Annotated in this window: 21 protein-coding genes and 2 pseudogenes; 10 read left to right on the top strand and 13 right to left on the bottom strand. The window is 37.4% G+C overall.

Annotation, left to right across the window (positions count from 1 at the left end; translation table 11 throughout):
- Positions 1–421, top strand: a 421-nt coding sequence (locus tag LIZ98_RS14215) for a YitT family protein (protein ID WP_227140021.1), incomplete at its 5' end; no start/stop codon positions are given.
- Between the two features lie 147 nt (positions 422–568).
- Here the strand turns inward: LIZ98_RS14215 and LIZ98_RS14210 are convergent.
- From LIZ98_RS14210 to LIZ98_RS14175, 8 genes and pseudogenes are all read right to left on the bottom strand, one after another.
- Positions 569–664 (bottom strand): annotated as a pseudogene (locus LIZ98_RS14210) (DUF1657 domain-containing protein); the annotation flags it as partial.
- 712 nt (positions 665–1,376) lie between these two features.
- Positions 1,377–2,237, bottom strand: coding sequence for a DUF421 domain-containing protein (locus LIZ98_RS14205; RefSeq protein WP_041844987.1), 861 nt, complete (start codon positions 2,235–2,237; stop codon positions 1,377–1,379).
- A gap of 29 nt (positions 2,238–2,266) precedes the next feature.
- On the bottom strand, positions 2,267–2,473 hold the full coding sequence (locus LIZ98_RS14200; protein ID WP_041844986.1) for a DUF1657 domain-containing protein: 207 nt from the start codon (positions 2,471–2,473) through the stop codon (positions 2,267–2,269).
- Between the two features lie 13 nt (positions 2,474–2,486).
- Complete coding sequence (spoVAE, locus tag LIZ98_RS14195; RefSeq protein WP_041844985.1) at positions 2,487–2,837, bottom strand: stage V sporulation protein AE; 351 nt, start codon at positions 2,835–2,837, stop codon at positions 2,487–2,489.
- Positions 2,834–3,853, bottom strand: a complete 1,020-nt coding sequence (gene spoVAD, locus LIZ98_RS14190) for a stage V sporulation protein AD (protein WP_041902497.1) — start codon at positions 3,851–3,853, stop codon at positions 2,834–2,836. Before spoVAD ends, spoVAE begins: the two co-directional genes overlap by 4 nt.
- The gene (gene spoVAC / locus LIZ98_RS14185; RefSeq protein WP_041902498.1) at positions 3,853–4,332 is read right to left on the bottom strand and encodes a stage V sporulation protein AC; all 480 of its coding nucleotides are present in this window, start codon (positions 4,330–4,332) and stop codon (positions 3,853–3,855) included. The genes spoVAD and spoVAC (LIZ98_RS14185) overlap by 1 nt, the downstream gene beginning before the upstream one ends.
- A gap of 17 nt (positions 4,333–4,349) precedes the next feature.
- Positions 4,350–4,823, bottom strand: coding sequence for a YhcN/YlaJ family sporulation lipoprotein (locus tag LIZ98_RS14180; protein ID WP_041903415.1), 474 nt, complete (start codon positions 4,821–4,823; stop codon positions 4,350–4,352).
- Between the two features lie 81 nt (positions 4,824–4,904).
- Positions 4,905–5,111 (bottom strand): DUF1657 domain-containing protein, encoded by a 207-nt coding sequence (locus LIZ98_RS14175; protein WP_041844981.1) that lies wholly within the window; start codon positions 5,109–5,111, stop codon positions 4,905–4,907.
- 693 nt (positions 5,112–5,804) lie between these two features.
- On the opposite strand from LIZ98_RS14175, the gene LIZ98_RS14170 reads away from it, so the two are divergent.
- The 5 genes from LIZ98_RS14170 (at position 5,805) to LIZ98_RS14150 (ending at position 8,179) form a co-directional block, all read left to right on the top strand.
- Positions 5,805–6,086, top strand: a complete 282-nt coding sequence (locus LIZ98_RS14170; RefSeq protein WP_041844980.1) for a hypothetical protein — start codon at positions 5,805–5,807, stop codon at positions 6,084–6,086.
- Between the two features lie 13 nt (positions 6,087–6,099).
- Positions 6,100–6,447, top strand: a complete 348-nt coding sequence (locus LIZ98_RS14165) for a spore coat protein (protein ID WP_041903726.1) — start codon at positions 6,100–6,102, stop codon at positions 6,445–6,447.
- Positions 6,448–6,624: 177 nt separating this feature from the next.
- Positions 6,625–6,819, top strand: coding sequence for a hypothetical protein (locus LIZ98_RS14160; RefSeq protein WP_041844978.1), 195 nt, complete (start codon positions 6,625–6,627; stop codon positions 6,817–6,819).
- A gap of 154 nt (positions 6,820–6,973) precedes the next feature.
- Positions 6,974–7,300, top strand: a complete 327-nt coding sequence (locus LIZ98_RS14155; RefSeq protein WP_041902469.1) for a hypothetical protein — start codon at positions 6,974–6,976, stop codon at positions 7,298–7,300.
- 651 nt (positions 7,301–7,951) lie between these two features.
- Complete coding sequence (locus LIZ98_RS14150) at positions 7,952–8,179, top strand: hypothetical protein (RefSeq protein ID WP_200890342.1); 228 nt, start codon at positions 7,952–7,954, stop codon at positions 8,177–8,179.
- On the opposite strand, the pseudogene LIZ98_RS14145 reads toward LIZ98_RS14150, so the two are convergent.
- From LIZ98_RS14145 to LIZ98_RS14130, 4 genes and pseudogenes are all read right to left on the bottom strand, one after another.
- A pseudogene (locus LIZ98_RS14145) lies at positions 8,125–8,538 on the bottom strand (beta-ketoacyl-[acyl-carrier-protein] synthase family protein); the annotation flags it as partial. The gene LIZ98_RS14150 and the pseudogene LIZ98_RS14145 overlap by 55 nt on opposite strands.
- Complete coding sequence (gene spoVAC / locus LIZ98_RS14140; RefSeq protein WP_041902470.1) at positions 8,538–9,017, bottom strand: stage V sporulation protein AC; 480 nt, start codon at positions 9,015–9,017, stop codon at positions 8,538–8,540. The gene spoVAC (LIZ98_RS14140) and the pseudogene LIZ98_RS14145, both read right to left, overlap by 1 nt.
- A gap of 17 nt (positions 9,018–9,034) precedes the next feature.
- Complete coding sequence (locus LIZ98_RS14135) at positions 9,035–9,508, bottom strand: YhcN/YlaJ family sporulation lipoprotein (protein WP_227140022.1); 474 nt, start codon at positions 9,506–9,508, stop codon at positions 9,035–9,037.
- A gap of 79 nt (positions 9,509–9,587) precedes the next feature.
- Positions 9,588–9,794 (bottom strand): DUF1657 domain-containing protein, encoded by a 207-nt coding sequence (locus LIZ98_RS14130; RefSeq protein WP_041844991.1) that lies wholly within the window; start codon positions 9,792–9,794, stop codon positions 9,588–9,590.
- Between the two features lie 1,147 nt (positions 9,795–10,941).
- On the opposite strand from LIZ98_RS14130, the gene LIZ98_RS14125 reads away from it, so the two are divergent.
- From LIZ98_RS14125 to LIZ98_RS14110, 4 genes are read left to right on the top strand one after another with little or no spacing between them, the layout of a single operon-like run.
- Positions 10,942–11,238: a hypothetical protein gene (locus LIZ98_RS14125; RefSeq protein ID WP_041846741.1), complete on the top strand. Its 297-nt coding sequence runs from the start codon at positions 10,942–10,944 to the stop codon at positions 11,236–11,238.
- A gap of 46 nt (positions 11,239–11,284) precedes the next feature.
- The gene (locus tag LIZ98_RS14120; protein WP_227140023.1) at positions 11,285–11,428 is read left to right on the top strand and encodes a hypothetical protein; all 144 of its coding nucleotides are present in this window, start codon (positions 11,285–11,287) and stop codon (positions 11,426–11,428) included.
- Positions 11,429–11,446: 18 nt separating this feature from the next.
- Complete coding sequence (locus tag LIZ98_RS14115; RefSeq protein WP_309244561.1) at positions 11,447–11,776, top strand: molybdopterin-dependent oxidoreductase; 330 nt, start codon at positions 11,447–11,449, stop codon at positions 11,774–11,776.
- The gene (locus tag LIZ98_RS14110; RefSeq protein ID WP_082025943.1) at positions 11,715–12,137 is read left to right on the top strand and encodes a LysM peptidoglycan-binding domain-containing protein; all 423 of its coding nucleotides are present in this window, start codon (positions 11,715–11,717) and stop codon (positions 12,135–12,137) included. Before LIZ98_RS14115 ends, LIZ98_RS14110 begins: the two co-directional genes overlap by 62 nt.
- 93 nt (positions 12,138–12,230) lie before the next feature.
- On the opposite strand, the gene LIZ98_RS14105 is transcribed toward LIZ98_RS14110, so the two are convergent.
- A complete protein-coding gene (locus tag LIZ98_RS14105) occupies positions 12,231–13,736 on the bottom strand; it encodes a phospholipase D-like domain-containing protein (protein WP_227140025.1) in 1,506 nt (501 codons plus the stop codon).
- Between the last annotated feature and the right edge of the window lie 114 nt (positions 13,737–13,850).

Raw genomic sequence — 13,850 nt, 5'->3', positions numbered from 1 at the left:
AAAAGCTCATAAATCCTTCTCCTATTTGGTTTTTTTGTTTGTTCAGCAACCCCTAAATAATAAAGAGTATTTTTTTAGTAGTTTGCAAGGCTTATTGGTTTCGTCCTTATTTATTGATTTACTGGCTCCTCTTCGTTTTCAATTTTTTATTCCCCAACTTGCAAGTGCACTAATTGGAGGTGCAATAATTGGAGTTGGAGTTGGTCTAATGCTGCGATATAAAACAAGCACTGGAGGAACTGACTTACTAGCTGAAATTATTTCCGAAACTTTTTCGTTAAATATTGCACTTGTAATTATACTGATAGATGGAGTTATTGTGTTGGCAGGTCTGGCTTTATTAAAATTAGATGCCTTCCTTTATTCATGTATAGCTATAATCGCTGTGGGTTTCATAACATCCTTAATTAAAGGAAAATAATCTTTTATGGGACCAAAAGCTAACCTTTATTAAATTCCCTCCATGTTTTACCAGTAATGGAATGCTTAAAAAAGGTTGGTCTCTCAACCAACCTTTTCACCATACTCTTTATTGTTGTTTGTATTGAGGTTCTTCTTGTTCAATTTGTTAAACACGTGGTTCTACATTATTGCTAACGGATTGGGTTTGTTTAGCGGCATCTTGGTAGAGCTGTTTGGCTTGTTGATTGTTTGTACCAAGAGAAACAAAATCGTCCAGGACGAATGCCTAGTCGATTTTGTTTGTTCCTCTGTTATTTAAAGCAAGTCTTTTTCATGGCCATCGAAATTAGAAAAACTCTGCGCTTTATATAGGTAAATGTCTAGACCTTGATCATTAAGGGAGCATAGTATAGCTTTGAATATTTAGAAAGTTAAAATCTTAAAGGGAGTTGTTTTTTACTATGAATAGGGAAATTTGCACCTCTTGTGAAAACTATTTTTGGATAAATCAACTATCACTGTTACCTAATGATTGGCTTCGTACTGACCAGCGTAAATATTATTGCCCTAGATGCTATCCTGAAATCTTAGAAGAACAAACTAAACTTCTTTATTATGAATTTTAGTTCGTTTAGTCCTAGGACTGTAACAAGTTATGCAAAGTTTTTAAGATGAACCATCGTCAAGGAAGTAATCATTCCAATAATACAAATTATCATGCAGGAAGAAAGGAATGCTTTTTATCCTACATATTAAACGCTGCTGTTACAATTAGATATCAATTAAGAAAATAAAAAATGTTCGTTTATGGAACCATGCAAATATAAATAAAGGAAGACTAAAAGAAACAAACCTAATCCTGTTGGAAAGCGATAATCATAATGCAGGATAAGGGCAATACTTAATAAAGTTATTAACCCATATATGTTGTTCATTTTTTTGGAAATTCGAAAAATCAATGTATTTTTATAATTTCAAGCTTTTAAAATAGGGGTCACTTTATCAATAGCTTCTTGTAATTTTTGACTATTTAACTTATACATTTGTTTGGCCTCCTTTGATTCAGTTCCAAGAGCAAACAACTCTAAGTCAGCTTGACATTTTTTTAGAGTTGAAAGAATTAAAGGTCTTTCTTGAGGGGATGCAACTTGTAATTTATCGTCATACAGATCAACCGTTAATTCCCCGTATGAGTTTACCTGCCCAAGAAATACATTTTCAAGGGTAACCCCTAGTTTTTCTAATTCTGTATGTAACCAAGCTCTGCTTCTGCCGATTGTAGCAAGCGGCTCATCGAGGATTTTGCCATCCATTATTATTGTTTGAGGTTCTTTAATTGATGGAACAGTTAAGTTTAAATCTTTTGCTGTTAAAGGCTGATTTTCTTTCTTCAGTAATACAGATAAATCTCCTGTTGCCTCTAAAACTGCAAATTCAACATCTGCTACCTGAAAAACATTCTTTTTCCGGAGCAATTCCAACAATTCATCCGTCGTATATCTTTCTTTTTTCAAATTATCTTCCATAATTTTCCCATCTTTAATAAAAACAGTCGGTTTCCCTTCTGTAAAATCGCGAAAACGCTTGCTTTTCAAGGAGATAAAATCAGCGACAAAGGGGATGACTGCAAATATTCCAATTGCAATGATACCGTGAAATATGTTCCGTTCAAGTCCAGTGGAAATTTCTGCGCCGATACTCCCAATGGTAATTCCAGACACATATTCAAAGAAATTTAATTCAGAAATTTGCTTTTTCCCTAATAACCTGGTTATTAAAAATAAAACTGCAGCAAAAATGATTGCCCTTATTGCAATATCAATCCAATCAGGCATTCGTGATACCTCCTGCATTACTAAATAATTTAAAACCCTTTATATTGACCTTCTTCCCTTTCTAATTCACCTACTCGTTTCTTTAAATCTTGGACCACCTCATGAATAGTCATCATTGTTTCATGCAGGGTACGTTTTGATTCATTATCCTCAGTCCGGAGAGCTAAACTTGATAATTCTGCTTCAACACCTTTAAGGCTGGCAAGGCATTGTTTTACTTCTGAACCGACCGTCATCAGTACATTCTCCTTATCCTTTTGGTTTAAATAATAATGCCCCAATCATTGCAAAAATAATGGAAGATGAGATCCCTGAACTTGTTACCTCAAACATTCCTGTTAGTACGCCTACCAAACCATGCTTTTCAGCTTCTTGCATGGCGCCATGCACAAGGGAATTACCAAAGCTTGTAATTGGGACTGTTGCTCCTGCACCAGCAAAATCAATCAACGGCTCGTATAGTCCAAATCCATCTAAAAGCGCCCCAATCACTACAAGAGCACTTAAGGTATGACCTGGTGTTAATTTAAATACATCAAACATAATTTGCCCAATGACACAAATTAAACCGCCTACGACAAAAGCCCAAAAATAGATCATGTTAATTGGTCACCTCCGTATTCAATTGACACTGCATGGGCGATACAAGGAATTGTTTCATTTTGCTGAAAGGACAACGGTGAAAGCAAAGCACCTGTAGCCACAACTAACATTCGTTTAAATTCACCTTTTTTCATGCGGTTTAATAAATGCCCATAAACTACCGTTGCTGAACAGCCTGCACCGCTTGCCCCTGCAAGAACGGGTTGTCCTTCCCGATAAATCATAAGGCCACAATCTTGGTATTGTTCTTCACTAATAGGAGTTCCATGTTTTTTAAATAGATCCATGGACACTTCCCGTCCGATTTGGCCAAGGTCACCGGTTACAATTAAATCGTAATAAGATGGCTCAACATTTCGTTCCTTTAAATGAGCTTCAATGGTATCAACCGCAGCTGGCGCCATAGCTCCTCCCATGTTAAATGGATCTGTCAGACCCATATCAATCACACGGCCTATTGTAGCAGAAGTGACACGAGGTCCATCCCCAGAATCACTTAATAGGGCCGCACCGGCACCAGTAACAGTCCATTGTGCCGTAGGAGGTTTTTGTCCACCATACTCAGTTGGATACCGAAATTGTTTTTCAACAGCTGTATTATGACTAGATGCTCCTGTTAATAAATATTTCGCTCCTTTTGTATTCACAATATAAGCACCTAGAGCCAGTCCTTCCATAGACGTAGAGCAGGCACCGAATAAACCAAAATACGGAGATCCAATTGTTCGACTGGCAAAACTTGTCGGAGTTATCTGGTTGATCAGATCCCCAGCTAGGATAAATTGAACTTGATCTTTTTGGATGCCCCCTTTTTCCATGGCTTTTTGACAGGCTTCTTCAAAAAGGACTTTATGTGCCTTTTCATAGGAATCCTGTCCAAGCCATAAATCAGCATGAAGGAGATCGAAATCTTCTGCGATCGCTCCGTTTGCTTCAAATGGTCCTCCAACTGTTCCAGTAGAAAGTATCACAGGTTTGTGTTCAAAGATCCATGTACGATGACCTGCAAGCATTATAAACCACCCCACTGGATTAAAATGGTCTTGATGAGGGCAATGACAAAAGCAGAAAAAACACCAAATAATATAACCGCCCCTGCTAATTTAAACATATTGCCGCCTACGCCCAGTACAAATCCTTCGGAACGATGCTCAATGGCAGGTGATATGACCGCATTGCCAAAACCAGTTACGGGTACAGCTGTTCCAGCCCCTCCAAATTGAGCCATTCGATCATATACACCAAAACCAGTAAGAAGCATCGCAATAAAAATTAACGTACCCACTGTCGGATTTCCGGCCGTTTGCTCAGTAAAATCGAAATAATAAATGTAAAAGTCTGAAATAAGCTGACCAATCAAACAAATAAGTCCACCGGTTAAAAAGGCCTTAATGCAATTTTTAACAACCGGTCTTTTGATCTCTCGTTGTTTTTGCAATTTTTGATATTCCTGTTGCACAGGAGTAAGTTGTTTCTTTTGATTGTTAGACATAACTCGATCCTTCCTCTTTAGGTTTGTTCCTTCATAAGACTTTTCAGTTTATTCAAATCATTTTTTAAGTTCTTCTTATTCATATTGTTTTTTTTCAGTCTTTGCTCGACCTTTTCAAGCTCCCAGAATATTTTTTTATCAGTCGAAACAAAAACTTTATAGTCCGGATATTTTTTTTCTAAGTCGGATTTTACTGACTTCTCGATACTCTTTAATCGAAATCGATCAAAATTCTCAACTTTAATCGCTGCCATAAGCTCTTTATCAGTATTCACAGCTTTTACGTCTGTAATATCTTCCTTGGCAATTATCTTTTCTTTCGCATGATTGGCAACGGATTGATCAATTGGCTTACTTGTATGTACTTGTGAAATACCAAAAGTACTATTACCTTGAATAAATTCATTTTGATTACCATTACATCCTGATGCGAAACCAATGACCATTATAATAAAAAGTAGGTTTTTCAATGTGGTTATTTTATCTTTCAAAAAAATCACCTCCATGTCTTTCCATTATTTGAACAGCTGAAAAAAGGTTGGTTAAGAGGTCAACCTTTTTTCGCCTTACTATTACTGTTGTTTGTATTGAGGTTCTTCTTGTTCGATTTGTTGAACACGTGGTTCAATGCTGTCTATAACGGATTGGGTTTGCTTAGCAGCATCTTGGTAAAGCTGCTTCGCTTGTTCATTATCTGTACTAAGAGCAAATGTTTCAAAGCTAGCTTGAGCGCTTTTTAATCCCGCTAGAGCTGTCTTAACGTCATTAATAACTGTCATGACTTTCACCTCCTATATTTTTCTTTGAAACCTTTCTTAGAATGTTTCAAGATAGAAATGTTTATTCATACAAAGTTTTTAAAATTTAAATTATACTTCTTATCTTTTAGGAAAAAATACTCTTGGCAGGAAAAAATTAAGGAAGGGAGAATAGGGTTAATTGGACAGTTGAACTTTTATAAAAGCTGATGAAAGTACAATTGTTTTACCATTCGAGGGGAATTTTCTTTTCGAGAAGTAAGACTGGTATGCTTTTTTATTTAGAAATGAGTATTGATGCAGTTTGTATTTTTCATTAAATAATAAAAAAGAGGTAGACGGAGTATGTATAAGGACTATCTTGAAACAATTTCAGGACCAAAACCACGAGCAAGGTCTAAGCAATTTAATAGAAATATAAATCAGTATTTTTCCCATCCTATCATACATAAGGAAATTAATGGTAATAAAATATATGTTGCCTTGGATCTAGACAGAATCTGGAATAGGATCAATTAATATTTAGTTAAGCGACAAATACTCCCCATCTGCGTATAGGTGGGGAGTATTTAATGCCTATAGTGAAACCAAAGGGATGATATGTCCAAAAGGTGGCTGGTTCTTTAACACTAGTCTAAAATACCTGCATATTTTTGACCACTATGTGGCAATCTACCCAAGTGATTACAACATTGTTAACAAGGAGGAAACATCATGCAACAACCGCAGACGGGTATGGTTAATCAACAAGCACAAGCTTTCATGACGCAGCCGCCTGAAATAATGTCAACAAAGGATCATCTCTATTTAAACGATATGTTAAGCTGGAATCTACTTGCGATGAAGAAAATGCATTTTTTCGCTCAACAATGTCAAAATCCAGAAGTAAGAGCAGCACTTGAACAAGCTGGACAAATGCACGACCGACACTATCAACAGCTGCTTCAACAGATGCAACAGTATGTAACTCAACCTTCACAAAATATGAATCAATAAGGAGGATACGATAGTGGAAAATAATACTCCAAACAAAATTAAGAATCCTGAAACACCAGTTCCCAAGACGCCGCAAATGAACGATAGAGATTTTCTAAACGATGCCTTAACTACGGAAAAATATATATCTTCCTCATATTCGACTGCATTAAAAGAAGCAAGCCATGGGTCGTTGTATCGTACAATTGCGTCTATTTCCCAAGAAACAGAAGACTGTCACCGCAATCTATATAACTTAATGTTTAAAAACGGATGGTATGCTTTGGAAAAAGAAACTCCACAAACTATTCAACAATCGGTTCAACAATTTTCTAACTACATGCAAAGTCAAGATCCTTATAGAGGCAATTTAATACAATAAAGAACACTTGTTAAAGGAAAGTAAACTCAGGGTAAAACAACAATAATTATGCAAGACAAAAGGTTGGTTGGATGTTAACCAACCTTTCTCTTCTTTAGAACCTTCCTACAAACGTGTTCAAAGTATTAAATTGCTCAAATCCTGCCATATAAATACTAAAATAAGGTTGTGTTAAAAATGAATCAAGAAACTAAAATTGCAAATGAGCTTCAGAAAATGTTGACTGAAAATCAAATCCCTGTTTCCGTCCAGGAAGATATTAATGTGCTCTCTGAAAAATTAGCTAATGGAGAACTTACACTTGGTGAATTAGAAAATAAAGATCAGTTTGTAGTAGAGGTTATTCAAAAAGCAAAAAATAGAATCGGATAAAATAGGGAAACTTTGTAATATTATCATACATAATTGCCTCATTTTTAATTTTATTACTGTATTTCATCAAATTTCTTTTTTAGACTATCTGAATAAAAAAAGAATAAACGTAAAAAATAATTTAGAAATTACAACAATCGAAAGGGTGGTAAAGATGAATCATAAGTGGATGAAACTTTTATCAACAGTTTTTCTTTCAATGTTCTTGTTATTAGGGTGTAATAATGGAGATGACGATAATAATCCACCACCTGAGGATGTAACTCCTGGGACAGAGGAACCAATTGAAGATCCTGAAGACGCAACAGATCCAGATACTATTGATGAAAATAATGTCACCCCTGATACAGAAGAATCAATTGAAGATGCTGAAGACGCAACAGATCCAGATAATATTGATGAAAATAATGACAACACTGATACAGAAGAACCAATTGAAGATCCTAAAGATGTAAATGACGCAGATAATAAAGATGAATAAGTTTATAGGGTATAGGGACTGTCTGAAAAGTAGATATTCAATAAAACAAAGGTAAAAAGCAGGTGTGCTGGGAGACTCCTGCGGGAATAGTGAGCCAGGCAAGACCCCGCAAAGCGCGAGGAACGTGCTTGAGGAGGCTTGCGGATCGCCCGCGGAAAGCGACCAGAACACCTGCTTTTTTGCCATATTTTAAATCTGAAATATGACTTTTTGGACAGCCCCTCTTTATGGTGCGCCCGGCATGGGCTATAACTTGGTGGTGAAAGTCCACTACAGGCTTGGCAGTAGGAACTGTTAGCTAAAGGCAAGGGTGTCCATCGTGAGGTGGAATCTGAAGGAAGCCGGAGGCAAAATCCCGAACTGACGAACAGAAACTGTATAAAAGGCTGAATTGGAATGGATGAGTTTGCCAAACAAAACAAAGTCCGATACTGCACGAGTTCCATACAGTAAATACAGCAGTTACATGGGAGGAAGGTTGTAGTTCTTACCCGGGGAGGTCTTACAAGGGTTCCCGACAAGAGGGATGTAACATCCCACAGGAACAAACTTGTCAGCAATGGCAAGTTGAATTGTAAGAAGTCAGCAGAGGCCATAGTAGTTCCTTCGGAACGAAGGGCCGAACAATAGTAATCTTGGAGGAATACGGAGGTGAAGACAGTGCAAAGACCACAGAAAACATCGAAAGATGGCTATATGCAAAGGGATAAGTTGGAAACTGAAGAGTATGCAAAAGCGTGCAGTACTGTCATCAAAGAAGTAGGAAGACAAGATGGTATCGATTTAATTGATAAAGTGATTGATGATAACAACCTTCTTATGGCATGGCTGGATGCTCCGGTTAATAAATATTTCGCTCCTTTGGTATTCACGATATAAGCACCTAGGGCCAATCCTTCCATAGACGTAGAGCAGGCACCGAATAAACTAAAATACGGGGCTCCAATTGTTCGACTAGCGAAACTTGTTGGGGTGATCTGATTGATTAGGTCCCCAGCTAGGATAAATTGAACTTGATCCTTTTGGATGCCCCCTTTTTCCATGGCTTTTTGACAGGCCTCTTCAAAAAGGATTTTATGTGCTTTCTCATAGGAATCCTGTCCAAGCCATAAATCAGCATGAAGGAGATCGAAATCTTCTGCGATTGCTCCGTTTGCTTCAAATGGTCCACTAACTGTTCCAGTAGAAAGTATGACGGGTTTTTGTTCGAAGATCCATGTACGATGACCTGCGAGTATCATAAACCACCCCACCTAATTAGAATTGTCTTTACTAATGCAATAACAAACGCAGAAAAAACACCAAATAATATAACAGACCCAGCTAATTTAAACATATTACCTCCGACTCCTAATACAAACCCTTCGGTTCGATGTTCAATAGCAGCTGAAATGACAGCATTGCCAAAACCGGTAACTGGAACTGCTGAACCAGCTCCTCCAAATTGAGCAATTCGGTCATAAACCCCCAAACCGGTAAGAAGCATAGCAATAAAAATTAATGTACCCACAGTTGGATTTCCAGCCGTTTGGTCTGTAAAATCAAAATAATAAATAAAGAAGTCTTGAATAACCTGGCCAATAAGACAAATCAGACCACCTGTTATAAAGGCCTTTATACAATTTTTAAAAACGGGTCTGTCGATTTCTCGATTTTTTTGCAATTTTTGATATTCTTGTTGCACCGGGGTTAGTTGTTTCTTTTGATTATTTGACATAGCTTGCCCCTTTCTCTTTAAGTTTTCTCTTTCATTAGATTTTTAATTTTATTTAAATCTTTTTTTAAGCTCTTCTTATCTGTGTTGCCTTTTTGAAGTTTCTGTTCTAATTGTTCCAATTCCCACATCATTTTTTTATCTGACGAAACAATTATTTCATGGTTTGGGTTCATTTTTTCCAAGTCGGATTTTATTGACTTCTCAATTTTCTTTAATCGAAAGCGATCAAAATTATCAACTTTTATTGCTGCAAAAAGCTCTTTTTCTGTATTCACAGCCTTTACATCTGAAATTTCTTCTTTGGCAATCATTTTTTCTTTAGCCCTATTGGCAACTGATTGATCGATGGGTTTAGTCGTATGTACCAGTGAAACACCTAAATCATTGTTATCCTCATCTAACTGATTTTGGTTATCGTTACATCCTGTTCCAAACCCGATCACGGCTAAAATGGAAAGAAAAATTTTTATTTTGGTTATTTTGTCTTTCATGAAACCATCTCCGTTTTTCCCATTATTTAAAGGAATTAAAAAAGGTTGGCCTCCCAACCAACCTTTTTTATCTTACTCATTATTGTTGTTTGTATTGAGGTTCTTCTTGTTCAATTTGTTGAACGCGTGGTTCAATGCTGTTAATAACAGATTGGGTTTGTTTAGCAGCATCTTGGTAAAGTTGCTTTGCCTGTTGATTATCTGTACCAAGAGCAAATGTTTCGAAACTTGCTTGTGCACTTTTTAAGCCTGCTAGAGCTGTCTTAACATCATTTATTACTGTCATGATGAATCCTCCTTGAATTTTTTTTGACCTTTTTAGATTACCTGAATCAGAATTTTCTTCTTTGGCAAATTCTTTTCGGGAATATAGACCTAAAATTACTTTTGGCGAATAGCACGATTTTTTCTGTAGTAACCTCGTTTCCAGATCCCCATCAGTTCTTCTATTTGGTGACAATTATAGGATTGCGATGAATCATCTTTTTGGATAATGTGTCTCATCTCAAATTTTTTTCACCGTTCCCTTTAGTGAACATCATTAAACATAGATGTTGCCTCTGCTTTGCTTTAATTTGGTTAGTAATCCATTTGATTTGCCATGCCATTCCTCCCGTTTATGATTTAGTACAAAAGTATTATTCTTCGAATAAAATGTTTTATTATCAATTCTAAAAAATTTTCCTATCCCCGGTATCAACCTCAGTATTTATTTATAATTCATTATAGGTATACAACGTTTTAATTTCCTTCTGCCTTCATAGTTCTTTTTTTACCGTGTATCTCTTTCATTTTAAATTAGGGATATTAACCCAAGAATAAAAATAGGTAAATGCATATTCTGGATTAAAAATGAAATGAAGGTGCTTTTCATGAATCCAGAACCGCAATATGATTACAATTTATCTCAGGAAAATAATCAGGTTGAAAATTTAGACCAAAGGATTTGTGGTATAAGGCCATTTTTCTTTAGGCCCTTTTTTAGGCCATTCCCCTTTAGACCCTTCTTTTGGGGACCTTATTAGGCTAACCCATTTCTAAGCGGATTATTAGGCGGTTTATTAGGTGGACTAATAGTGTTGTTAAGCCCTTAGATTTAAATGATCTAAGGGTTTTTCGTAGCCATTAATAGGGATACATCAAATTTTTACGGCTACTCCGACTTAAAAAAAATTACCTAACTTCTCACATTTAATGGAGGAAAGTGGTTCCATCTAAAGTATATTCCTCAAATGATTGGGAAATTTAGTAAAGAATGTGAGCGCTGCCCGCGAGCATTGCAATTATTTATGAAAGAGAGGAAATTTATTGTTACAACTGAAGGAGTTATATTCAGATCTTCAAAACCAAACTGAAAAAACAATAAAGGAAATTGAAAATTCTGATCACCCGATTGCGATTTTGCTTCAAACTATTTGAGAGAGCAACTGGAAATGATTAAAAAAATAATGCAAGAGCTTTCAAATGATGGGGCCGAACTAAAGAACATGTCAGAATTTCTGTCTATTATTTATCATGATAATGAAATAGCCCACCCTACATTTCGAGCATGGAAAAGAGCAGTTGAATGGATGAATCTTCCGTACCTGGAATCAGCAAGAAATTTGGAGCCGTTATTCCAGGAGATAAAGACCAACCTTGAACACTCAGCTGCTGAATTGGAAAGGATTTATGGGGCTAAGCAAACAAAATATATCATTCCATCTTTTTACATATCTGCCCTTCGCTAACAGCATAATCTTTTTTCTCAAAACTACTATCCAAGGAGGAAGTTCAATGTCCTGGGAAACGGAAAGAACCGATATAAATATGTACAGCCAGGGAGATATTGATAAGTGGGTGTACAGTACCTGTAATATATGCTCAATCGGCTGCGGCTGCTATATAGCCGTGAAAGATGAGAAGATAGTCGGAATCTAGGGAAACAGTGCCCACCCCATTAACAGAGGCAGACTTGGCCCCAAAGGGGAAAATCAGTGGTATGCCAATAACAGCCCTGATCGCCTGTTAACTCCCATGATCCGTGATTCTTCCGGAAAGTTGGTTCCTGCAACATGGGATGAGGCGATGAATTTAATGGTAAAAAAAGCGACCGATTCTCTAAAACAGAGAGGGTCAAATAGCGATTCAACCGGACAAGGTCTCTTAGAGGATTACTATACAATCGCAAAGTTCCGCAGGGCCGGCTTGCAAACTCATTTACTAGATGCCAATACTCGGCTTTGTACAGCTACCACCGAATTCTGCTTACTACAATCGTTTTGCTAGAATTGGCAATGTGGTACAAAAAGGACTAGTATTTGTTCCCTTTCATTTTGGCAGTTGGGAAAGACGGGAAGCCGCAAATGAGTTAACAGCGGATTTTACCGATCCACTATCCAAACAGCCAACATTTAAGCAATCAGCATGTAAAATCGAAAAGTTGCGTACCCAGCATACCGTAACTGAAGAAGATACTTTACAATCGCTGGCTAATCAATATGGCATATCCGTTGAACATCTACAGAAAGCCAACGCATTCATTTCACCCTACGATATTCAAATTGGAAAGATCCTTGAGATACCGGCATCAACCATTAATGTACCAATACCACCGTATTTACCAGAGTTAAAGAATGGCTCGTTTTAAACATAATTGTTCAAATAGGGCCTCAGTTTTAGATTACCTTAGGGCTTTTTTGAAAGTGTTTTATAGTAGAAAACCTTCTTCAGATGTTGATGGCTATAGCAACGGAAAAAGGAGACGGGCACCCCGCTGCATTAAACGCTGTGAAGGATAGCGCTGCTTTAAATCCTCCATTTTCAAAGGGACAGAATCATTTAAATCCTGTTCAAATTGCTGTGTAAGTTCTTTTGCCACGTCTTTACTGTAAAAAAATTCACTCACTTCGTAATTTAAGCGAAAACTTCTCATATCGTAGTTTGCTGCTCCTACTTCCGCAATTTCCCCATCGATAACCATTGTCTTCGCGTGGAGCATTCCTTTGTTATATAAGTAGATATGAACCCCCGCTTCCAACAACTCCCCATAATAAGTAAAGCTTGCACGGTCTACGATTTTTTGATCGACTTCCCGGGGAACCAGCAATCTTACACGTACTTCACGTGCCACTGCCGTCTTTAGTCCCATAATGATATCTTGATCTGGCACAAAGTAGGGTGTAGTGATATCAATGGTTTTTGTGGCTTGTGTTATTCCAATAAAGTAGGCTTCCCTAATAAAAGGCGTAGGAATCCTAGGATTACCTTCAACTGTTTGTACATAGGCTTGGTTCATTTTCTCACTGCCCGGATCTTTATGCGCGTGTGCTTCTTGAATAGTTGCCAACTCGTTGCTCCATTCTGCCATCATGGTAAATGGTTTTGGTAAGCTGGTTGTAGCAGGGATTTGGGAACCATTTTTTCCTGGCTTTGTTTTGATTCTGAATACTGACTTTATTTGTTCTGGCGAAGCGATATTCCAATGGTGTTCGAAGATATTTTTCAAATCAGATGATGCTTCACCAGCTATTCTTACATGAGTATCACGCCAGAACCCTGCATTTGGCTTTAATCCCGCATATTCATCCCCAATATTAATCCCGCCGGTAAAAGCTTCCCTACCGTCGATTAGGGCGATCTTGCAATGATCTCGATTATTCAGGGCTGAAAATATCCAAGGGGGACGTAAAGGAAAAATGGTCCTGAACTCGATCCCCGCATCCATCATCCGGGAAATCTCAGTTCTGGATAATTTCCGGCTCCCCCAACCGTCCCTAATAAAGCGGATGTGCACACCGTCCATTGATCGTTCGATCAGCAGGTCCGTCATACGCCTTCCAATTTGGTCGGCTTTATATATGTAATATTCCAGGTCAATCGTTTTTTTGGCGTTCTTTATAGATTCCATAAATCTTTCATACGTTTTCATTCCATTTATTAGCACTTGTATTTGACCAGACCTTAATCCTCCCACGCTCATGTGGTTCAATGCTTGTGCGATTACTTTTGCTGAGTGGCTATACGAATCAGGCAATTTTTCTGATTTGTTAGAAGTAGAGGCCGGCTTTTGACCACCATTCATACGTATGGGATTAGATGTAATCAGATAGAGCCCAAAACCAATCACAGGGAATATTAAACTAATGGCTATCCAATTTAACGCCACTGCTGGTCGCCGAACCTCACGAATAGCCATAATGATCATAAAACCAGTATTTAATAAGTATAGTCCAAAAATCCATACCAATAGAAAAGCCCCTTCCTTTTTTCTCTTTTAAAATGTACAAATGCTAACCCGTTTATAAGTAGGGGCTGCTGAACGAATCACATGCAGAAAGTCATTTGAGAAATCAACCGTTGA

It is taken from the genome of Caldibacillus sp. 210928-DFI.2.18 (assembly GCF_020554505.1).
In the GTDB taxonomy this organism is placed as follows: Bacteria; Bacillota; Bacilli; order Bacillales; family Caldibacillaceae; genus Caldifermentibacillus; species Caldifermentibacillus hisashii.
This window is presented reverse-complemented; position numbering and strand designations above follow the sequence as displayed.